This window comes from Candidatus Aalborgicola defluviihabitans (assembly GCF_016705985.1).
GTDB lineage: Bacteria > Pseudomonadota > Gammaproteobacteria > Burkholderiales > Burkholderiaceae_C > Allorhodoferax > Allorhodoferax defluviihabitans.
Window position 1 is genome coordinate 264,043 of the sequence record NZ_JADJKN010000024.1, and the last position, 22,227, is coordinate 286,269.

20 protein-coding genes are annotated in these 22,227 nt (G+C 57.8%); 18 read left to right on the forward strand and 2 right to left on the reverse strand.

The genetic code is table 11. The features are described from left to right. The first annotated feature begins 2 nt into the window (after positions 1–2). The 11 genes from IPI80_RS20060 (at position 3) to IPI80_RS20110 (ending at position 13,289) form a co-directional block, all read left to right on the forward strand. On the forward strand, positions 3–1,040 hold the full coding sequence (locus IPI80_RS20060; protein WP_413862885.1) for an adenosine deaminase: 1,038 nt from the start codon (positions 3–5) through the stop codon (positions 1,038–1,040). A gap of 31 nt (positions 1,041–1,071) precedes the next feature. Then, a complete protein-coding gene (locus IPI80_RS20065; RefSeq protein WP_413862887.1) occupies positions 1,072–2,067 on the forward strand; it encodes a diguanylate cyclase domain-containing protein in 996 nt (331 codons plus the stop codon). Between the two features lie 94 nt (positions 2,068–2,161). Then, entirely contained in the window at positions 2,162–3,265 is a 1,104-nt protein-coding gene (locus tag IPI80_RS20070; protein WP_413862889.1) for a BMP family ABC transporter substrate-binding protein, read from the forward strand. 269 nt (positions 3,266–3,534) lie between these two features. Further along, a complete protein-coding gene (locus tag IPI80_RS20075; protein ID WP_413862891.1) occupies positions 3,535–4,167 on the forward strand; it encodes a phage tail protein in 633 nt (210 codons plus the stop codon). A gap of 15 nt (positions 4,168–4,182) precedes the next feature. Then, entirely contained in the window at positions 4,183–4,773 is a 591-nt protein-coding gene (locus IPI80_RS20080) for a phage tail protein (protein WP_413862892.1), read from the forward strand. 142 nt (positions 4,774–4,915) lie between these two features. Beyond that, the gene (locus IPI80_RS20085) at positions 4,916–5,404 is read left to right on the forward strand and encodes a phage tail protein (protein ID WP_413862894.1); all 489 of its coding nucleotides are present in this window, start codon (positions 4,916–4,918) and stop codon (positions 5,402–5,404) included. Between the two features lie 17 nt (positions 5,405–5,421). After that, positions 5,422–8,520, forward strand: a complete 3,099-nt coding sequence (locus tag IPI80_RS20090) for an InlB B-repeat-containing protein (RefSeq protein WP_413862896.1) — start codon at positions 5,422–5,424, stop codon at positions 8,518–8,520. 221 nt (positions 8,521–8,741) lie between these two features. Continuing rightward, positions 8,742–10,058 carry a guanine deaminase gene (guaD, locus tag IPI80_RS20095; RefSeq protein WP_413862898.1) on the forward strand — a complete coding sequence of 439 codons (1,317 nt, stop codon included), beginning with the start codon at positions 8,742–8,744 and terminating at the stop codon, positions 10,056–10,058. Between the two features lie 48 nt (positions 10,059–10,106). Next, positions 10,107–10,679, forward strand: a complete 573-nt coding sequence (gene dcd / locus IPI80_RS20100; RefSeq protein ID WP_413862900.1) for a dCTP deaminase — start codon at positions 10,107–10,109, stop codon at positions 10,677–10,679. A gap of 46 nt (positions 10,680–10,725) precedes the next feature. Then, the gene (locus IPI80_RS20105; protein ID WP_413862902.1) at positions 10,726–11,604 is read left to right on the forward strand and encodes a neutral zinc metallopeptidase; all 879 of its coding nucleotides are present in this window, start codon (positions 10,726–10,728) and stop codon (positions 11,602–11,604) included. Between the two features lie 191 nt (positions 11,605–11,795). Beyond that, entirely contained in the window at positions 11,796–13,289 is a 1,494-nt protein-coding gene (locus IPI80_RS20110) for a DEAD/DEAH box helicase (protein ID WP_413863565.1), read from the forward strand. On the opposite strand, the gene IPI80_RS20115 is transcribed toward IPI80_RS20110, so the two are convergent. Beyond that, the gene (locus IPI80_RS20115; protein ID WP_413862904.1) at positions 13,290–14,138 is read right to left on the reverse strand and encodes a symmetrical bis(5'-nucleosyl)-tetraphosphatase; all 849 of its coding nucleotides are present in this window, start codon (positions 14,136–14,138) and stop codon (positions 13,290–13,292) included. 23 nt (positions 14,139–14,161) lie between these two features. Between IPI80_RS20115 and IPI80_RS20120 the strand changes: the two genes are divergently transcribed. Next, the gene (locus IPI80_RS20120; RefSeq protein WP_413862905.1) at positions 14,162–15,463 is read left to right on the forward strand and encodes a hemolysin family protein; all 1,302 of its coding nucleotides are present in this window, start codon (positions 14,162–14,164) and stop codon (positions 15,461–15,463) included. Here the strand turns inward: IPI80_RS20120 and IPI80_RS20125 are convergent. Further along, the gene (locus IPI80_RS20125) at positions 15,447–16,235 is read right to left on the reverse strand and encodes a YdcF family protein (protein WP_413862907.1); all 789 of its coding nucleotides are present in this window, start codon (positions 16,233–16,235) and stop codon (positions 15,447–15,449) included. The two genes, IPI80_RS20120 and IPI80_RS20125, sit on opposite strands and share 17 nt — an antisense overlap. Before the next feature lie 134 nt (positions 16,236–16,369). Between IPI80_RS20125 and IPI80_RS20130 the strand changes: the two genes are divergently transcribed. From IPI80_RS20130 to IPI80_RS20155, 6 genes are all read left to right on the forward strand, one after another. Then, a complete protein-coding gene (locus tag IPI80_RS20130; RefSeq protein WP_413862908.1) occupies positions 16,370–17,371 on the forward strand; it encodes a TRAP transporter substrate-binding protein in 1,002 nt (333 codons plus the stop codon). 60 nt (positions 17,372–17,431) lie between these two features. Next, a complete protein-coding gene (locus IPI80_RS20135) occupies positions 17,432–18,130 on the forward strand; it encodes a TRAP transporter small permease (protein WP_413862910.1) in 699 nt (232 codons plus the stop codon). Beyond that, entirely contained in the window at positions 18,127–19,413 is a 1,287-nt protein-coding gene (locus IPI80_RS20140) for a TRAP transporter large permease (protein WP_413862912.1), read from the forward strand. The genes IPI80_RS20135 and IPI80_RS20140 overlap by 4 nt, the downstream gene beginning before the upstream one ends. A gap of 457 nt (positions 19,414–19,870) precedes the next feature. Next, positions 19,871–20,272, forward strand: a complete 402-nt coding sequence (locus IPI80_RS20145; RefSeq protein ID WP_413862914.1) for a hypothetical protein — start codon at positions 19,871–19,873, stop codon at positions 20,270–20,272. A gap of 242 nt (positions 20,273–20,514) precedes the next feature. Continuing rightward, entirely contained in the window at positions 20,515–21,555 is a 1,041-nt protein-coding gene (locus IPI80_RS20150; RefSeq protein ID WP_413862916.1) for a histone deacetylase family protein, read from the forward strand. 79 nt (positions 21,556–21,634) lie between these two features. Beyond that, positions 21,635–22,216, forward strand: a complete 582-nt coding sequence (locus IPI80_RS20155) for a hypothetical protein (RefSeq protein ID WP_413862918.1) — start codon at positions 21,635–21,637, stop codon at positions 22,214–22,216. Positions 22,217–22,227 lie beyond the last annotated feature (11 nt).

Consider the following 22,227-nt stretch of genomic DNA (forward strand, 5'->3'; position numbering starts at 1 on the left):
CCATGCACCACAAACCCATTCATGCGGACCGCCTGCCTGCGCTGCTGCGCGCCATGCCCAAAGCTGAATTGCACATGCACATTGAAGGCTCGTTAGAGCCTGAACTGATGTTTGCGCTGGCCAAACGGAACAACGCGCCGCTGCGCTTTGCAGATGAGCAGGCACTGCGTGATGCCTATGTGTTCAACAACCTGCAGGAGTTTCTGGATATATACCATGCGGGCACCTTGGTCCTCAAGACCGAGCAGGACTTCTATGACATGGCCGGTGCGTACCTGACGCGCGCTCAGGCCGACAACGTGCTGAACACAGAAATCTTCTTTGACACGCAAACCCACACCGGCCACGGTCTGGACGCCGCAACCGTTGTCAACGGCCTGCACCGCGCCTGCACCGATGCGCCCGCCAAGTTTGGCATGACGGCCTCGCTGATTTTGTGTTTCCTGCGCCATCTCAGCGAAGATGAGGCCTTTGAGTGCCTCGAGCAGGTATTGCCCCTGCGCGACAAAATTGTGGGCATTGGCCTGGCCTCCAGCGAAGTGGGGCATCCCCCCGAAAAGTTTGCCAAAGTGTTTGCCCGCGCGCGGGAACTGGGTTTTCGGCTGGTGGCCCATGCGGGCGAGGAGGCGCCGCCTGCCTATATCTGGAGCGCGCTGGATGTGCTCAAGGTTGAGCGCATTGACCACGGTGTGCAGGCCATTCATGACGCCACGCTGATGCAGCGCTTGGTCCAGGACCGCGTGCCGCTCACCATGTGTCCGCTGTCCAACCTCAAGCTGTGCGTGTTCCCCACGCTGGCCGAACACACCATCCGGCGCATGCTGGACGCCGGCATCATGGCCACTGTCAACTCCGACGATCCAGCCTACTTTGGTGGCTATATCAATGAGAATTTCACCCAAACCTTTGCGGCCCTGGGCATGACATCGCAGCACGCCTACCAGTTGGCGCGCAACAGTTTTGACGCCAGCTTTATTGATGCATCAACGCGCAGCCGGTATGTCGAGCGGCTGGATGGGGTGTTTGAGACGTTTTTGTGAGAAATTCCAAAACCGTGTAACGTCCGCAACCATGAACGACACACCGCACGAAAGCCCCTCTGTAGCATCGCAGGATAGTCAGGCGCTGGGTGTGGCCATGCAGGCACTGGTGTTGCAGGACTTTGAAGCAGCCAGTCAGGCCGTCCTGCATTATTTACACCAATGCTACAGATTTGGTTTGTGGATGGTCACGCGAACCGAGGGTGACGACTGGATTGTTCTTCACACCGAGGACCACGGTTACGGGGTCATGCCAGGTGCGGTATTCCGTTGGGCTGATTCATTTTGTTCCGAAATGGTCAAGGGCAATGGCCCGCGCGTTGCTCCGGACTCGGATGCGGTTCCTGCCTATGCTGGCGCTCCCATCAATCGCCAAGTGCCGATCAAGGCCTATGTGGGTGTGCCTTTGCTGGACGCCAATGGTGATGTCTTTGGAACCTTGTGCGGTATTGATCCGCAGAGCCAGCCGGCGAACCTGGTCAATGACCAGCCCCTGTTTGAACTGCTGGCTGCATTGCTGAGTGCGTTGCTCCGGGTCGAATTGAAGTCTGTCCACGAAGTGCGCCGCAGCGAACGCCTGCAACTGGAAGCCCAAACCGATTCGCTAACCCAGTTGTACAACCGGCGAGCCTGGGATCGGCTCTTGGCCAAGGAGGAGGAGCGTTGCCGCCGCTACGGTTACCCTGCCGTGGTGCTGTGCATCGACTTGGATGGGCTCAAGCGCACCAATGACACACAAGGCCACCCCGCTGGAGATGCCTTGATTTGCAGGGCGGCAGACGCCTTGCGCAAAGCTGCCCGGGAGGCCGATATCGTGGCCCGGTTGGGGGGCGACGAGTTTGGTTTGATTGGTGTTGAATGTGACCCCAATGGCGCACAGGCGTTAATTGCCCGCATGCGGCAGGCATTGGCCGATTTTGGTGTAGAGGCATCCATAGGCATGGCGCAACGGGTTCCAGCGGAGGGGCTTGGTTCCGCCTGGGAGTGCGCCGACCGGTTGATGTATGTGGACAAGCGTTCACGCTGAAGTTCGTCCGGCGCACAACCAGTAAAATACCAGCAAGGCCCGCTGCTCCGGCGGGCCTTGCCTTTTGTTTTTCGGAGCCATGTAGAGGACTACCATGTACAAAAACCTCGCCGCCACGCTCGTGGCCGCCTGCGCTTTTTCGCTTGCACCTTGCGGTGCTTTTTCCCAATCCAAGGATGCAGCCAAGGCTGAGCCACTCAAGGTCGGTTTTGTTTATGTTGCTCCGCTCTCCGACGCTGGTTGGGTCCGCCAACATGAGGAAGGCCGTTTGGCAGTGCAGGCCGCGCTGGGTAGTGCCGTGCAGACCAGCTATGTGGAAAACGTAGCGGAGGGGCCGGACGCCGAGCGGGTGATCCGTGACCTGGCCCGCCAAGGCAACAAGTTGATCTTTGCATCTAGCTTTGGCTACATGGAACCTACGCTCAAGGTGGCGCAGGAATTCCCGGGCGTCAAGTTTGAATCTATCACTGGCTACAAGACCGCGCCCAATGTGGCGGTGGCCAATGCGCGTTACTACGAAGGCCGCTACCTGGCTGGCATTGCCGCCGGGCGCATGACCCAGACCAACCTGGCAGGCTATGTGGCGGGTTTTCCGATTCCCGAGGTGCTGCAGGGCATCAACGCCTTTACGCTGGGCATGCGCTCTGTCAATCCCAAGGTGCAAGTGAAAGTAGTCTGGCTCAACGCCTGGTTTGACCCGTCGCGCGAGCGTGATGCGGCCATGACCCTGTTCAACCAGAATGTGGATGTGATTGCGTTTCATACTGGCTCCACTGCGGTCATGGCCGCTGCCCAGGAGCGCGGCAAGCTGGCTGTGGCCTACCATTCCGACATGCGCAAGATTGCCCCTGATGCCCAGATCGTTGCTGTCACCCACCAATGGGGTGACTACTACACCCGCCGCACTCAGGCGGTGCTGAACGGTACGTGGAAGTCGGGCAACGTATGGGGTGGCGTCAAGGAGGGCATGATTCGCGTCGGCGACTTTGGCAGCAAGGTGCCCAAGGCTGTGCAGCAAGAGGTGTTGGCGCGCCAGAAGGACATTGCAACGGGCAAGCTGCGCCCCTTTGCTGCCAGCCAGGATGTGCAGGACAACGAAGGCCACACGGTCATCGCCAAGGGCCATGCCTTGAGCGATGAACAGGTATTGGGCATGAATTGGTTGGTAGCCGGCGTGCAAGGCAAAATAAGCCGATAGCCACTATTTTGATAGCGAATCTGCTTCATAACGGAAACGCCATGGCGCTCATCTTTGTGAGCTCTAGAGCTTTCGTTTTCATTGGTAGCGATCGTCGTCTTGGTCAATTTGATTGCACCCACCGACACGTTCAGATTGCCAAAGCCCGGGAGTTGCTCTAAATATTTCCGCTATTGGGTCGTCATATTTTTTCAATTTCGATGGAAATTCCTGCTGTGATTTGAGTCAATTTGTGCAATGATCGAACCTCATTCGAGATTGGAGAACTCATGATGCCCAACCATCTACAAAAACCGGGCCGTGCGCGGGCTAATTTGATTTCCGCTTTTTTGGGAGCGTTGGCCGCACTGGGGACCCTGTGTTTCGCACCAGCGGCGCACGCACAATCGCCTTACATTGGTGAAGTCATTTGTGGTGGCTGGAATTTTTGTCCTTCAGGGTGGGGTGAATGCAATGGGCAGTTGGTACCTATTGCCGAAAACGACACGTTGTTCAGTCTGATTGGTACAACGTATGGTGGCGACGGCCAAACCACCTTTGCCTTGCCCAACATCCAGGGGCGCACGATGGTCGGTCAGGGGCAAGGACCGGGGCTTAGCAATAAAGTCATCGGCGGAACTGGTGGTACAGAAACGGTCACGTTAACCGCCAACCAGATGCCCGGCCATACCCATGCGATGGCTGCCAACACTGCAACTGAAAAGGCGGCTTCACCCACTGGAAGAATTATGGGTACCGCTCCTGTCGGTGCAGCGGTTTTCTCGTCGTCTGCACCTAACGCGACGCTAAGTGCCTCGGCTGTCAGCACTGTAGGCGGATCGCAGCCGCATAACAACTTGCAACCCTACCTTGCGGTGAAGTGCTGTATCTCGCTGTTTGGGGTATACCCAAGTCAAAATTGATGTTGGAGACCAAACATGAAACTGCAAATAATCAAGAAATTGTGCTGTGCCATGGTGTTGGGGGGGCTGGCCGCTTTGGCGTCGCAACCCGTACAGGCCTCAATGGACCCTTTTATGGGGGAAATCAGTTGGGTTGCATTCAACTTTGCCCCCCGCGGCTGGGCCTTTTGCAACGGACAGCTGCTTCCAATCAATCAGAACCAGGCACTTTTTTCCCTCATGGGTACCACCTACGGTGGCAATGGAGTAACGAATTTTGCATTGCCAGACCTGCGTGGGCGGGCGCCCATCCATGTTCCTCAAGGTGGTTACCAGGGAACCCAAGCAGGTGAAGAATCGCACACGCTGACCAATGGTGAAATGCCACAACACACCCATGTGGTGAGCGTGGACCAGCGTGAGGCTACTTCGGCCACGCCAGACACATCAAGCTACCTGGCGAAAACCAGCGCGGGAACGTCCGCTTATGCCAGTACCGCGACGAACAGTATGGCCGGAGCAGCCGTTGCCTCCCAGGGTGGAAGCCAGTCGCATCCCAACATGAAGCCCTATATCGCGCTCAACTGCATCATTGCCCTGCAGGGTATTTTTCCGAGCCGAAACTAAAGGCAGTGCCACACAAGGGAGGACGATCAAAATGTATGCAAAATCAATTCGACGTGTGTTAACAGCGTTGGTTGTGACGTCGCACATGGTGCTGCCAACGGGCGCTTGGGCGGAAGGGCAAAGCCCTTATGTCGGTCAAATCATGTGGGTTTCCTTCAACTTTGCCCCACGGGGCTGGGCGACTTGCGATGGGCAGCTATTGCCCCTTTCACAAAATACAGCGCTGTTTTCACTGTTGGGAACGCAGTATGGCGGCAACGGCACATCCAACTTTGCCTTGCCGGATATGCGGGGTCGGGTGTTGATCAATGCGGGGCAGGGTGCTGGCCTTTATGACTATCGGCAAGGCGAAAGTGGCGGCGAGGAGTCGGTTACCTTATTGCAGAGTGAAATGCCGGCACACACCCACGCTATTCAGGCCACTACAAACGTGGCAGATCAAACCAACCCTGCCGGCAATGTCCTGGGCCAAGCCCAGAGCGGCAACCTGTATAGCAGCGGGGGCACCACGACCATGGCGCCCGGCGCGCTGGCGCTACAAGGTGGTGGGCAACCCCACAACAACATGATGCCTTACACCACCCTGAATTGCATCATTGCCCTGCAGGGTGTCTTTCCGGCGCGGCCATAAATTCAGGCGAACCCACCATGACTTCAAATTTGCTCAAGAAGGCGCTGGCGGCGCTGTTCGGTTTGCTGGTGTTGACCGCAGGCGCCCATGCGGCGAACATCACTGTAAGCGGTAACCTGAACGCTGGTTCACCAACATTCAACCGCCCCACGGACCGCGCGGGTTTTCCAGATTCCGCCAATAATGCGCTGCCTTACAACGCGATTGAAATCAAGACCGGATCGCTGGGCGGCACCATAACGGCCACCATCAATGGTGGTAGTACCGAGTTTGATTCGTTTCTGGCGTTGTACTCATCTTTTTCCGAGGGGAGCCCAGGGGCCAATCTGTTGGCCGCTGACGACGACGGAGGTGCGTACCCCCATGCCTTGTTGACCGCGAACGGATTGGCGGCTAACACCAGCTATTGGCTGGTGGTAACCAGCTATTCCGGCACCGCGAATGCCGTGTTTCCGTTGTATGGTAATTATTCGGTAACCATCAGCGGAGATTTGCCGAGCTATGCAATCACTGCCACGGCCAATCCACCAGCTGGCGGTACAGTTAGTTGCACACCCAATCCGGTGCCGCAAGGCGGTGCAAGCACATGTGCCGCCAGTGCAAACTTGGGTTACAGCTTCACCGGCTTTAGCGGTGCCTGTACCGGTGCCACTTGTGTTTTGAGCAATGTCACGTCCGACGCGAGCGTGACGGCGAATTTTGCGATCAACACCTATGCCATCACCACCACGGCCAGTCCGCTGGCAGGAGGCTCGGTGAGCTGCACTCCCAACCCCGTTTCGTATGGCAGCAACAGCACCTGTACTGCGACGGCCAACCTGGGCTACACCTTCACTGGTTTTAGCGGCGCGTGTACTGGTGCTACCTGCGTGCTCAGTAATGTCACCTCCGCGCAGAGCGTGACGGCGAACTTCACGCTTAACACGTACGCCATCACCACCATGGCCAGCCCGTTGGCAGGAGGGTCGGTGAGCTGCACTCCCAACCCTGTTACGTATGGCAGTAACAGCACCTGTACTGCCACGGCCAATGCGGGTTACACCTTCAGTGCCTTTAGTGGTGCGTGCACTGGTGTTACGTGCGTGCTCAGTAATGTCACCTCCGCGCAGAGTGTGACAGCCACCTTCACGCTAAATACTTACGCCATCACCACCACGGCCAGCCCGCTGGCTGGGGGGTCGGTGAGCTGCACACCCAACCCGGTGCCGCATGGCAGCAGCAGCACCTGTACTGCCACGGCCAACCCGAACTACACTTTTACCGCATTTAGTGGTGCTTGTACTGGTGCTAGCTGCGTGCTCAGTAACGTGACGTCGGTGCAGAGCGTGACGGCCACCTTCACACTCAACGCTTACGCCATCACCACCACGGCCAGCCCGCTGGCTGGAGGATCGGTGAGCTGCACGCCCAACCCGGTGCCGCATGGCAGCAATAGCACCTGTACTGCCACGGCCAATGCGGGTTACACCTTCAGTGCCTTTAGTGGTGCGTGCACTGGTGCGACCTGCGTCCTCAGCAACGTTACGTCGGTGCAGAGCGTGACAGCCACGTTCACGCTCAACACCTACGCCATCACCACCATGGCCAGCCCGCTGGCTGGAGGGTCGGTGAGCTGCACCCCCAACCCGGTGCCGCATGGCAGTAATAGCACCTGTACTGCCACGGCCAGCGCGGGTTACACCTTCAGCGCCTTTAGCGGTGCCTGTACTGGTGCTACCTGCGTTCTCAGCAACGTTACGTCGGTGCAGAGCGTGACGGCCATTTTCACGCTCAACACCTACGCCATCACCGCCACGGCCAGCCCGGTGGCGGGAGGGTCCGTAAGTTGTACGCCCAACCCGGTGCAGCATGGCAGCAGCAGCACCTGCACTGCCACGGCCAATGTGGGTTACAACTTTAGTAGCTTCAGTGGAGATTGCACTGGTGCCACTTGTGTTCTGAATAATGTGACGACGGTCAAAGCAGTCACTGCCACCTTCCTAGTCAATACGCCGCCAGTGGCCAGCAACGTTGGCATTAACGGTAGCCTTCAGATCAGTCGCATACTCACTGGTCGCTACACATATAGCGATGCACAGAACGATCCTCAGGGCATCTCAACCTTCCGCTGGATGCGCGATTCCCAGAGTAGTGGCGCAACCAAAGTTGCTGTGCCTGGTGCAACCTCCATCAGCTATGCCGTGGTTTCCATCGCGCAGAGTCGTTACCTGTTCTTCTGCGTGACCCCGGTCGCCACCAGTGGCGTCACAACGGGAGTTGAAGTCTGCTCCAGTGCCGTGGATACGGAGCTGGGCAATCCCCCCCCGCCACCGCCCGTGTTTCCACCAGGGCCGTTTCCGTGGGCGGGCATGGTCACAGCTCCAACGGTGCTTGATCTTCACACCGAAAAAGGTACAGCAACCATGGTTGGGGTAGCGAGCGTATTGGAACGCGTCCTGAGTCCTGGGCTTCGTTTTGTTGGTCAGTCATCCCTGGGTATTGTGGTGATGGCCGCACCCAATGGGCAGAACTATGTTTTTGCGCCGCTGGCGGTTCAATTCAACGACCCGCGCGCTGACGGACTCTACCCGGTGGGCAATGGCCAATACCAGGTTGTTGTTAGCGGTACGGCTCTGCTGATTGTGCCCGCCGTGCAGAATTTGGACGAGCTTGTTGGTCTGTTGCCAGCCGGTGCTACTGCACGCATGGAAAACAATGGTGTACTCAGCGCTGCGGTGGACGGGCAGACCTATGTGGTGCAACCCAGCTTCTGGTCGAAACCACAGTTCAACCTGAGTGCCGGGGCAACGTTGACCATGGAATTAGATGGTTATTTACACTTTACAGACTCAAAGGGTAATAACCAGATTTTGTATCCAGCCATTCTGGAACCCGATTTGCTGCTGCGCAACCTGCAGTCTATCGACAGTAGCGCCACGTTGGGCATTCAATCCGACGGCACGGCCAGCATTCGGATACAGGGGCAGACAGGAGTTTGGGTCGCGGACCTGGTGTTGAGTGATGTGCCGGTTGCAAAAAACCCAGGTCCTTGGTGGTCGGATGGACTTCAGCGGTACCGAATGCGGCTTCAGTCTATCTGGGCTGGCGCACTCACACAGGGATTTACGGTCCGATAGGTCAGTTACCTGCGTCCACCAATGTGTGAAAAGTATACAAGGCCAGTGCAAGACATACGTTGATTGCTGCGTGTGACTGAATCGTGGCTGGCACTGTAGCGCGAGCCGCCAGTGCGGGCGCACTGGACCTTCAAGGTCCGATAGCGTCCAGCAGAACAATAATGGGTAATTATTGGCCAGCTGTACGCGGAGCGAGCCGATCCCGGTTTAAGCTTGTACGCATGAAATCCTACCGCGCCTCAATTCTCTGGTTTGCCCCGCACAGCGAGGGTGCAGCGTGCGCGCGGTTTGAAGAGGACGGCCTGCTGGTGGTTGGGGCCAACGCGGCAGGTGTGCAGGTGGTGCAGGCGGTGGGGGCATGGCGTGAACTGGCCCAGCACTACCCCGGTGTGCCAGTAGAGCATCTGCCGGGGCGAATCATTGCGCCGGGTTTTGTTGATATGCATATCCACTATCCGCAGACCAACGTGATTGGCTCACCCGCCGATGGCCTGCTGCCGTGGCTGGAGAACCATACTTTCCCAGAAGAAAATCGATTTGCAGCCCTCGAATACAGTGCGCAAGCAGCTACGTTTTTTATAGCAGAACTGTTGCGCAATGGGGTCACCACGGCGCTTGCGTTTGCAACCTCGCATACAGAATCGGTCAACGCACTGTTTACCCAAGCCCAAGCCGAGCAGATGCGCCTGATCACCGGCCTGTGCCTGATGGACCGCCACGCCCCGGCGCAACTGCTCAACCGCTCGGGTGTGGGCACAGATGCCACCGAGCAAAGTTTGCTGGACGCCGAGACCCTGATCCACCGCTGGCACGGTCAGGGCCGCTTGGGCTATGCCATCACGCCGCGCTTTGCGCCCATGTCGACTCAGGCGCAGTTGCGCGGAGCCGGGGACCTGGCTGCACGCTACCCGGACGTATGGATTCAGTCCCACGTGGCAGAGAACAAGGACGAGGTCGCTTGGGCGCGGCAGCTATTTCCCCAATCGCGCAGCTACTTGGCCACTTACGATGATTTCGGCCTGATGCGCCAGCGCGCTATTTACGCCCACTGCATCCACTTCGATGACGACGATCGCGCGCTGATGCGCGACACCGGCGCAGCGGCTGCGGTGTGCCCTACCAGCAACCTCTTTTTGGGTAGCGGTTTTTTTGACTACGTCGAGGCTGACCGCGTGGGGTATGAGTACGGCCTGGCCAGCGATGTGGGTGGTGGCACCAGTTTTAGCCCTTTTCACACCATGCTGGGCGCCTACTACGTGGGACGTGAGGGGCAGACCAAGCAGGGCCTGTCGCTCAGTCCCCAGCACTTGTGGTGGCAGCATACGGCGGGCGCGGCACGCGCTCTGGGGCTGGACGGGGTGGTTGGCAACCTGCTGCCGGGCTGCGAGGCTGACTTTGTGGTGCTCAATCCGCAGGCCACGCCCTTGCTGGCCCGCAAAACGGCGTTGGCCGCCAATCTGGATGAGTTGTTGTTTTCGATGATTGTGTTGGGGGATGACCGGTTGATTGAGCGCACAGTAATCTCTCAAGCGATTTGAGGCACTTGCCCTGCTTACAATCACCCCCACTTTAGGAGTTGAGCCCCCATGAGCATCAAAAGCGACAAGTGGATTCGCCATATGGCCGAGACGACCGGCATGATTGAACCGTTCGAGCCGGGACAGATTCGCCAGCAAGACGGCAAAAAAATCATCAGCTACGGCACCAGCAGCTACGGCTATGACATCCGTTGCGCACCCGAGTTCAAGGTATTCACCAACATCCACAGCACGGTGGTTGACCCCAAGAACTTTGACGAGAAGAGTTTTGTCGATTTCAACGACGACGTCTGCATCATTCCGCCCAACAGTTTCGCTTTGGCCCGCACACTGGAGTATTTCCGCATTCCGCGCAATGTTCTCACCATCTGCTTGGGCAAAAGCACCTACGCGCGCTGCGGCATCATCGTCAACGTCACACCGTTCGAGCCCGAGTGGGAAGGCTACGTTACGCTGGAGTTCTCGAATACCACACCGTTGCCTGCCAAAATTTACGCTGGTGAAGGCTGCGCCCAGGTTTTGTTCTTTGAGAGCGACAAAGACGATGTCTGCGAGGTGTCCTACAAAGACCGCGGCGGCAAGTACCAGGGCCAAGTGGGTGTTACTTTACCCAAGGCCTAGCCAGTAATACATCATTCGTCACACGAACTGATCAAGGAGAGCCAATATGAAATGGGAAGGCAATCGCGAATCCGACAATGTTGAAGATCGCCGCGACGATGGCGGTGGATCTGGCGGTGGTGGCATCGGCGGGCGCCATATTGGCATTGGCTCCATCGTCATCGCACTGGCAGCTTCCTATTTTTTAGGGGTCAACCCAATGACAGTGCTGGGTTTTCTGAGTGGTGGTGATGGGGCCTCGGCGCCAACCGTCAGCCAGGCACCACCACGACAGCCGCCGGCCAACGATCAGTTGGGCCGTTTTGTCCAGACCGTTTTGGGCAGTACCGAAGACGTCTGGACAGATATCTTTGCCAAAAGCAACGCGACCTACAAAAAACCCAAGCTGGATCTCTTTCGCGATAGTTATCCGACCGCCTGTGGCCAGGGTGAAACCGCGATGGGCCCGTTTTATTGCCCCAGCGATCAGAAGGTCTACATTGACCTGGCGTTCTATCAGACCCTGAAGAACCAGTTGGGCGCGCCTGGCGAATTTGCTGAGGCCTATGTGATCGCGCATGAGGTCGGACATCACGTGCAAAACCTGTTGGGGATCAGCGGCAAGGTGGATGCCATGCGCCAGCGCGTCAGCAAGACCGAGTACAACGCACTCAGTGTGCGGGTGGAGTTGCAGGCTGACTGTTTTGCCGGCATCTGGGGGCATTACGCACAAGGTAGTTTCAAACTCGACCAGAACGACATTGCCTCGGCGATGAACGCGGCAGCAAAGATTGGCGACGATGCCTTGCAGCGCGCCGCCACGGGCCGTGTGGTGCCAGAGAGCTTCACCCACGGTACCAGCGCCCAGCGCCAGCACTGGTTTGATACCGGATTCCAGAATGGCAGTGTGAAAAGCTGCGATACCTTCGCCAAGGGCGCGCCCTAAATACCGACGAGCCCCTTTTTTGGCTTGGCGGGCTGGATAGGGGATAATACGGATTGCTCCCAGCGTTGGGCGCCAATCAGCTATCGGACGGATAGCACCTCCTTTTGCTATGCATGACCGACTTGAATACTGAACTGAATACCCCGGTTACTACAGAAATATCGAATGAACTGACCGCAGACACGCCCACCATGGCGTTTGCCCAGTTGCAGTTGGCCGAACCGCTGGCTCGCGCCGTGGCCGAAATGGGCTACGAGTCCATGACCCCCATCCAGGCCCAGGCCATTCCCGTCGTTTTAACGGGCAAGGATGTGATGGGCGCTGCCCAAACGGGCACCGGCAAGACAGCGGCCTTCGCGCTGCCACTGATCCAGCGTTTGCTCAAGCATGAAAACGCTTCTACCTCTCCGGCCCGCCACCCGGTACGCGCCTTGGTGTTGTTGCCCACGCGCGAGCTGGCCGACCAGGTGGCACAGCAGGTCAAGCTCTACGCCAAGTACACCAACATCCGCAGTGCCGTGGTGTTTGGCGGCATGGACATGAAGCCCCAGACACTTGAGCTCAAGCGCGGTGTTGAAGTCCTGGTGGCCACACCGGGTCGACTGTTGGACCATATTGAAGCCAAGAATGCGGTGCTGAACCAGGTCGAATACGTGGTGCTGGACGAGGCTGATCGCATGCTTGACATTGGCTTTCTGCCCGACCTGCAACGCATTCTGTCTTACTTGCCCAAGACCCGAACGACGTTGCTGTTCAGCGCCACCTTCTCGCCTGAGATCAAACGGCTGGCCAGCAGCTACCTGCAAAATCCGATCACCATTGAAGTGGCGCGTCCCAATGCGACGGCCTCCACGGTCGAACAGCATTTTTACAGCGTGCCGGAAGACGAAAAGCGCCACGCCTTGCACCAGATTCTCAAGACCCGCGGCATGAAGCAGGCCTTTGTGTTTGTGAACAGCAAGCTGGGCTGCGCCCGCCTGGCCCGTTCGCTGGAACGCGAAGGTCTCAAGACCACAGCCCTACACGGCGACAAGAGCCAGGACGAACGACTCAAAGCGTTGGAAGCCTTCAAAAAGGGCGAGGTGGATTTGCTGGTGTGTACCGATGTGGCCGCCCGCGGCCTGGACATCAAGGATGTGCCGGCGGTGTTCAACTTCGACATCCCCTTCAACGCCGAAGACTATATTCACCGCATTGGCCGCACCGGTCGTGCTGGCGCTGCCGGCTTGGCGGTGAGCTTTGTCGGTGGCAACAATGATGCCCGCTTGGTGGGCGACATCGAAAAACTGATCAAGACCAAGATCGAACTGGAAGCGGTGGAGTTTGACGAAGACGTCCCTGATATCCGCAAGCAGGGACGTATCAACGATGGCCGTCGCATGTATTCCCATGAAGGGGAAAGCGGTGGCGACAGTGTTCGCAGCAGTGGCCGGGGTGGACGCAGCGAAGGCCGCGGTTCGCAGGACGAGAACTATTCCAGCCGGCCATCACGGGCACCGCGCAGCGATTTTGCCCGGGTGCCCAAAGCGCCGCGCGATCCGTTTTTCGACAAACCCTATGAACCGGCGGCAGTGAGTGAAGTGGCAACCCCTTCGTGGGAAGCCAGTGGACGTCCGGCCACACGCAGCATTTCGGCCAATATCAAACCCAAGGTCAAAGTCGCCGCTTTGTTCAAGTCGTCCTGATCAGGATGGGCCGGGCTGCTGTGCGGGTTCACACCGTACTTGTACCAGTGTCTGGCTGTCATTCTGCAGGTTGAACTGCAGCGCGCTCAGGTAACCACCCCAGACACAACCGGTATCCAGTGATAACAGGTCACTGCGCTCCAGCCAGCCCAGTGTGGACCAGTGGCCAAACGCCACGGTAGTGTTTGCCGTGCGGCGGCCCGGCACCTCAAACCACGGCATATATCCATCTGGCGCGCCGGCTGCGCCTTCTTTGGTATCAAATTCCATGGCGCCATCGGCAGTGCAAAAGCGCAGACGTGTCAGCGCATTGACGATAACGCGCAGACGGTCCATGCCAGTCAGGGTGTCGCACCATTGGTTGGGTGCATTGCCATACATGGACCGGAAGAATGCGGCTGCCTGATCACTTTGCAAGGCCGCTTCGACCTCTTCTGCCAAGGCCAGGGTTTGTGGTGCACTCCACTGCGGCAATACGCCGGCATGCACCATGAGCAGCGGCTTGTCGGCGGTTTGAAACAACAGCGCCATTTTTTGATGGCTTAGCCAGTTCAGCATGGCGATACGGTCTGGCGCCTGCAATATGGCATCCAGCGTATCTTTGCGATGTGGCTTGCGCACACCCTGAGCAACCGCCAGCAGGTTCAGGTCGTGGTTGCCGAGCAAGCAGTGGGCTGCATGGCCATAGCCCATCAAACGCCGCAGCACGGCGCTGGAGTCGGGGCCGCGATTAACCAGGTCACCCAGCAGGTACAGGGTGTCGCGGCTGGGTGAAAAATCGATGGTATCCAGCAAACGCTGCAGAGCACTGTCGCAGCCCTGCACGTCACCAATCATGTAAAGTGCCATGTCTTCATTCTCGCTTGGGTTTCATGGAATTTCTTTTGATCGTGCTGCTCACGCTGCTCAATGGCGCCTTTGCCATGTCCGAGTTGGCGCTGACGGCAAGCCGCAAGGTGCGCTTGCAGGCCATGGCCGACACGGGTGACAAGGGCGCCCTGGCCGCGCAGGCCCTGCTGGAAAATCCCACGCAGTTTCTTTCTGCCGTTCAGGTGGGCGTGACGTCCATTGGCATGCTAAACGGCATTGTGGGTGAGGCAGCGTTCAGTGACGGGGTGGCACATTGGTTGCAGTCGGTGTTGCCCATTTCCCAGCGCGCATCCGAAATCTCTGCCACGGCCTTGGTGGTGACCATCATCACCTTTATCACCATTTTGTTTGGTGAACTGGTGCCCAAGCGCATTGGCCAGTTGTACCCCGAGCCGGTGGCACGGGTTCTGTCCCGCCCCATGACCTGGTTTGCCAGCGGCGCGAAGCCATTCGTGCGCCTGCTGTCGATGTGCACGCATGGGATGCTCCGATTGATGCGTATTGATGCCACGGATAACCGGGTTGTGACCGAAGCCGAAATTTCCGCCAGCCTGGAGGAGGGTGTCGACGCTGGAATCATCGAACAGCACGAACACCAGATGGTGCGCAATGTGTTTGATCTGGATGACCGCACACTGACATCCATCATGCTGCCGCGGTCGGACATCGAATGGATGGATGCCAATGCTACCGTAGCTGAATGCCTGGCACAGGCCAGCTTGGGCGGTAACAAGGGTGCGCATTCCTGGTACCCCGTGTGTCGCGGCTCGCTGGACCGCGTCGTGGGCAAGATCAGCGTGGCCCGGCTACTGGAGTTGGGGCCAAACCACCCAGGCCATATTGAAGACATTGCAGAGCCCGCCCCGTTTGTGCCGGAAACACTCAGTGGCATGGAGCTGATCGAGCAGTTCCGCACCACGTCAGCCCGCATGGTGTTTGTGGTGGATGAGTACGGTGTCGTCCAAGGCCTGCTCACCCCACACGACCTGCTGGAAGCCATTACGGGTGAATTGAAACCCGACGCGCAGACACAGGCATGGGCGGAGCAGCACAGTGATGGAACATGGCTGCTTGATGGTCTGATGCCGGTAGGAGAGCTGAAGGCCCGGTTGGATATCGACGAATTGCCCCAGGAATACCGTGGCCGCTATAACACGCTAGCTGGCCTCCTGATGGCCGTTACGGGTGATCTGCCGGCCGTTGGCGCGCGCATTGACTGCGCGCAATGGCAGTTTGAAGTGACAGAGTTGGAAGGTAAGCGCATTGATAAAGTGCTTGCCCGGCCTGTTATAGACGCCCAGTGATTCGGTAGGCCACGATGCCCAAAAGCTCGTGCAGGGCCAACTGCCAGTTGCGTGCGCCGTCCTTGATTGAGTAGGTGGTCCATGGCGTTGCCAGCCCGGTGCGAAAGTCCACCGGATAGGCCGCGACATTCCAGCCAGCCTTGGCAAAGGTGGCCATGGCCCGTGGCATGTGCCACGCTGATGTGACCAACAACCAGCGTTGGCTGATGTCCACGCCCGGCAATTGCGCGGTGAGCAAGGCGTTTTCATACGTAGTGCGGGAGGCAGACTCGTACTTTATGCGTTGGGCCGGTACTCCCATCTGGTTGAAGAAAACCTCGGCACGCTGCGCCTCGCTGGGCCCTCTGCTCAACCAATCGCCTTCTCCACCGGTGAAGAGCAATCGAAGGTGGGGGTACTGACGCATCAGGGCCACTGGTGCCGTCATGCGTTCACCGGCGTCATTGAGCAGGGGCTGTGCATGGTCTTTGGCGACGTAGCCAGGCTCGCTGGAACCACCCAGCACTACCATGCCGGTATAGCCGCGTAAATCCACGTCGGGCATCACTTCTGCGTAATGACTTTCCAGATTGCGGATCAACAACTCTGGCAGTGGCAACCAACCCATGAACAGCAGTAATCCCAACGCCAAGGCCACGAGCTTTCGGCCAAAAGCCGGTTTGTGTGGCACCAGCAAACTGACTAGCAACAGCGTGGCTATCCAGGCCAGTGGCTGTGTCAGCAGAACGAACAGTTTGGCAGCAAGGAACAAGGTAATGCGGCGTGCAGCCAAGAATAAAGGAGCTCGATGGTACGGGATAATTTCAATGCCTCGGGTTAACCCTTAGTGGATGTCCACACTTGAGATTGTGATCTGTTCGATTACGCTTCAAGCTCGTCAGATCAACTACCAATGGAACACACACCATGAAACTTCGCAGCATTGTCCTGGGCCTGGCTATTGGCTCGTTTTCGCTTCTGTCGATGGCGCAGCAGCCCATCATCATCAAGTTCAGCCACGTGGTCGCCAATGACACGCCCAAGGGGCATGCGGCGGAGTACTTCAAGAAAAAAGCCGAGGAACTCACCAAGGGCCGTGTGAAGGTCGAGGTGTATGCCAACAGCACGCTCTACAAAGACAAGGAAGAGATGGAGGCACTGCAAATTGGTGCAGTGCAGATGCTGGCACCCTCCCTGGCCAAATTTGGCCCCTTGGGTGTGAAAGAGTTTGAGGTGTTTGACCTGCCCTACATTTTTGACAACTATGATGAGTTGCACAAAGTAACCCAGGGCCCCGTGGGCCGTATGCTGCTGGACAAGCTCGATGCCAAGGGCGTCAAGGGCCTCGCCTATTGGGACAACGGCTTCAAATCCTTCTCGGCCAACAAGGACATCAAGACTCCGGCAGACCTCAAGGGCCTGAAGATGCGCATCCAGTCTTCCAAGGTGCTGGAAGCGCAAATGCGTGCCCTGGGCGCCTTGCCGCAGGTGCTGGCGTTCTCCGAGGTCTACCAGGCCCTGCAAACAGGTGTGGTGGACGGAACCGAGAACCCGATTTCCAACCTCTACACCCAGAAAATGCATGAGGTGCAAAAGCATTTGATACTCACCGAGCACGGCTATCTGGGCTACGCTGTGATTACCAACAAGAAATTCTGGGATGGTTTGCCAGCCGATATCCGTAAGCAACTGGAAGACGCCATGGAGCAGGCAACCCGCTATGCCAACCAGATTGCCAAGCAGGAAAACGACAATGCATTGGAAGCCGTCAAAAAATCCGGCAAGACCCAGGTCTATGTACCCACTGTGGCTGAGCGTGCAGCCTTCAAAAAGGCTACAGCCAAAGTCCATACCGAGATGGAGTCGCGTATCGGCAAGGATCTGATCCACAGCATCTACAAGGAAACCGGGTACAACCCCGCCAAGTAGCAAGCGCAGCTAAGGCTCGGTCTGGCAACCGAGCTTTTTTGTAGCTAACGGAACAACACCATGAAAATTCTCGATCACCTCGAGGAATGGATCATCACATTCCTCATGGGCGCGGCGACCCTGATCATCTTTGCGTCGGTCGTGCACCGCTACGCGTCGGGCATGGCCATTCCAGGCGTTCAGGACTGGCTGCTTGGCATCAACATGGGCTGGGCACAAGAGCTGTGCATCATCATGTTCGTTTGGATGGCAAAATTTGGCGCCGCCTATGGTGTGCGTACTGGCATCCACGTGGGAGTGGATGTGCTGATCAACCGCATGGGCGATGCGTGGCGGGCAAAGTTCGTGGTGTTCGGTCTGCTGGCAGGCGCCCTGTTCACGGGTATTGTGGGCACGCTTGGTTTGCGCTTTGTCTGGGAAAACGGCATGCACCATGCGTTTCTATCTACCTTCGGCATGGCACTGGGTGACGTGTTTGAGGGACCGACAACCCCAGACCTGGAATGGCCGACCTGGATCGTGTATTCCGTCATCCCTTTGGGCTCCTACCTGATGTGTTTCCGTTTTCTGCAGGTCACCGTCGCGTTTTTGCGCACGGGTGAATTGCCACACCATGACCACGGTCATGTGGACGGTCTTGAAGAAGACGAACCGCTGGCACCGGGCAAGGACGATGCGATCTACCGCATGGACGACAACCTGCATCCCCATGGTCTGGATAAAGCCGACGAAGCCCCACGCAAAGGGGATACGAAATGAACGCATTCATCATTCTGACCCTGCTGGTGGTGCTCATGCTCACCGGCATGCCCATCTCCATTTCGCTGGGCTTGACCGTACTGTCCTTCCTGTTTTTTATGACCGAGGTGCCAATTGAATCGGTCGCACTCAAGCTGTTCACGGGAATCGAGAAGTTCGAGATCATGGCGATTCCGTTCTTTATTCTGGCGGGCAACTTCCTCACCCACGGTGGGGTGGCCAGACGCATGATCGCGTTTGCCACCTCCATGGTGGGCCACTGGCATGGTGGCCTGGGTTTGGGTGGTGTGCTGGCTTGCGCCCTGTTTGCGGCTGTGTCGGGTTCCAGCCCTGCCACCGTGGTTGCCATTGGCTCCATCCTGATGCCCGCCATGGTCAAGGCCGGTTTTCCCAAGGCGTTTGGCGCTGGAGTGATCACCACGTCGGGTGCGCTGGGTATCCTGATTCCACCGTCCATCGTGATGGTGATGTATTCGGTATCCACCAACACCTCGGTAGGGGCCTTGTTTATGGCCGGTGTGGTGCCTGGTGCCGTTCTTGCCTTCTTGCTGGGCCTGACCACCTGGTACCGCGCCAAGAAGAATAACTACCCATGCCAACCCAAGGCAACATGGGCACAGCGTTGGGTGGCGTTCCGCAAGGCCATCTGGGGACTGCTGCTGATCGTGGTGGTGATGGGCGGAATCTACACCGGCATATTCACACCCACCGAGGCTGCTGCCATGAGCGCGGTGTATGCGTTCTTTGTAGCGGTATTTGTGTACAAGGACATGGGCCTGAAGGATGTACCCCGCGTGTTGCTCTCCAGTGCCAACATGAGCGCGATGCTGCTGTACATCATTACCAATGCGGTGCTGTTTTCGTTTCTGCTGACGCACGAAAACATTCCGCAACAACTGGCCGACAATATGATCGGCACTGGTGTGGGCGTGATTGGTTTCCTGCTGATCTCAAACGTGTTGCTGCTGGTGGCGGGCAACTTTATGGAACCGTCCAGTATTGTGCTGATTCTGGCACCCATCCTGTTCCCCATCGCCATGAAGCTGGGCATTGATCCGGTGCACTTTGGCATCATCATGGTGGTCAATATGGAAGTGGGTATGTGCCATCCGCCTGTGGGCTTGAACCTGTACGTGGCCTCTGGCATTACCAAGATGGGTATTACCGAGTTGACAGTGGCCGTTTGGCCCTGGCTGCTCACGATGTTGGGCTTCTTGTTGCTGGTAACCTACTGGGCTCCCCTGTCCCTGTGGTTGCCGCGCATGATGGGCATGCTGAGCTAACCGGACGGTTGCCCTGACTAACAAACCCTGCTGCCACCTGGCTAGCAGGGTTTTTCATTTGGGGCCGGAGCATTCTTGGCGTGAAACACCGCAAAGGCTGACCGCCTTTTTTGCAGGCAGAACCACCGGGCATACCCGGTGTTCAAAGGCTGGGTTGCACTCTTTGAGATGCTGCCCATCCGAAGAATATGGTAACGCTGGCTACGATTGTCCACTTCTTGCGAACCTTGCCCGGTGACGAATGGCTGCGTGCCGGCTGCAATGGTCCGTGCCTTCTGTGTAGGCGTATCGGTCCATCAGGCTTTCTTCGTGTGCACTACGTAACACTTCCGCTTTGTGTTCGGCATCGCACAGAGATAGCTGTCCAAAACTGCCATATTCCAACCGGTCATGGGCCGATTCGCGGAATCGATACGCAAGACCCACAAATGACGTCATTAAGTCCAAGGAGTTATTCATGTATACGATAAATCAGCGGGCATTTGGCCTACTTCGGATCTGCGCGATTTCGCTGGTCGGCTGTGCAACGGTTCAAATGGCAAATGCAACGGACTCGTCAACAGGACGGGATCGCTATCGACAAGAAATGGCGGCATGTGACAGTCCTACAGTGGGTTCAAACCGTGCGAACTGTCGTCGTGAGGCAGAAAATGCGTATGCCGAATTCAAGCGTGGGCACCTGGTGAACGAGCGCAATATGAGCGAGTATCAAATCAATGCGCTGCGACGTTGTGCAGTCCACAAAGGAGACGACAGGCAAGACTGCGAAGCCCGCATCCGTGGTGACGCGAATATAGATGGAAGCGTTGAATCGGGTGGAATTCTGCGCGAGTCGGTTCGAATCGTTCCGACAAAATGAGACTAGAAATCACTGCATCGGTATCCGAGGATGTAAGATCTATCGTGCAATCGTTCCTTTGACAGAAAATTCACTGATACGTCGTGAGTCACCGTGAAAGTACAGGACGTCAACGTTCTGTTATCGCTCAATCATAGCCTTGGGCTACGACACAAAGCGTAGCTGGTTCGGGTGGAGTCGTGCATACTTTGGCAATCACCTACACGACTGCTGCGTTCAACCCAGCAGCCTAGAGCCCACCCATGATCACCTTCTACAACCACCTTCACGCCCAGCACCAAGGCAAGGTCGAAATGTTTCGCGGTGCTTTGGTGCCATGCTACGAGGTTCCGGCCCGCGCTGACCATGTGCTGGCCGAGCTGCAGCGGCGCAAACTGGGCACCGTACAGCACCCCAACGCATTTGACGACGCGCTGCTGGAGCGTATCCACAGCCGGCGTTACCTCCAATTTTTGGCCACTGCCTGGGACCAGTGGGTGGCGCTGGACCCGGCCAATGCGGGCACAGACATTCTGCCCTCGGTCTGGCCCACGCGCACCTTTCGCACCGATATCGAGCCCGACAACTTTTCCGCCAAGATGGGTTTGTATTCGTTTGATGCGGGCACGCCTTTTACAGCGGGAACCTGGGTGGCGGCGCGTGCCGGGGCGCATTGCGCGCTGAGTGCGGCGCAGGCCATGCTGGCGGGTGACCGCGCCGCGTTTGCACTAAGCCGCCCACCCGGCCACCATGCGGGTGCCGACTTTTTTGGTGGCTATTGTTTTTTGAACAACGCTGCATTGGCCGCACAGTATCTGCGCGATGCGGGTATGGAGCGGGTCGCGGTGCTGGACATTGACTACCACCACGGCAACGGCACGCAGGCTTGTTTTTATGACCGCCCAGACGTGTTCTTTGCCAGCATCCATGGCGACCCACGCACCGAATACCCGTTCTTTTTGGGTCACGCGGACGAGACGGGTGTTGGCGCGGGCAAGGGCTTCAACCTGAACCTGCCGCTGCCGCGTGGCACCGGCTACCCCGCCTGGGCGGCTGCGCTGGACACGGCGCTGGCACGCATCCAGCAGTTTGGTGCCCAGGCCTTGGTGGTGTCGATGGGTATGGACACCTTTGTGGGCGACCCCATCTCCGGCTTCACACTGCACAGTGACGATTACCTGCGCGTGGGCGCGCGTCTGCGAGCCTGTGGTCTGCCCACGGTGCTGGTGTTTGAAGGCGGCTACGCGGTGCAAGAGGTCGGCGTGAACGCGGTGAACGTGCTGCAGGCCTTTGCAGACGTTTGAGACGATTGGGCCGCGCAGTTGGCCGCAGATGGTGTATGGTTTGCCTGACATCGCCACAACCACGCAAGGAGATTCCAGCATGCAACGCCGCCTAATGTTCCAGTCCTTACTCCCCCTTGCGGGAGCATTCCTGTTTGCTACCAGTGGGCCCGCGTTGGCCGAGACGGTGGCCGAGCAGAAAGCCGAGATCCAGAAGATGCGTTCCGCCACGTTGGCGCGCCTGTACAAAGTGCACCCAGCCGCCAAGGCCGATGTGCAAAAAGCGGCCGGCTACGCAGTGTTTAGCAACGTGGGTATCAACCTGATCCTGCTGTCGGCAGCGGGTGGGTCGGGTGTGGCACATGACAACGGCAGCGGCCAGGACATTTATATGAAAATGGTGTCCGGTGGCTTTGGCATTGGACTTGGCGTGAAGGATTTTCGCGGCGTGTTCGTCTTTTCTACGACTGAAAAGCTCAAGCAGTTCACCGAGAGCGGTTGGGAAGCCAGCGCCCAGGCCGACGCTGCCGCCAAGGCCGGCGATAAGGGCGGTGCTGCCGCCGGTGCCATCACGGTGGCGCCAGGCGTCAAGCTGTACCAGCTCACAGAAAACGGCCTGGCCCTGCAGGCCACTATCCAAGGCACCAAGTATTTCAAGAACGACGACCTCAACGGCAGGTAGGCGTTCGGTGG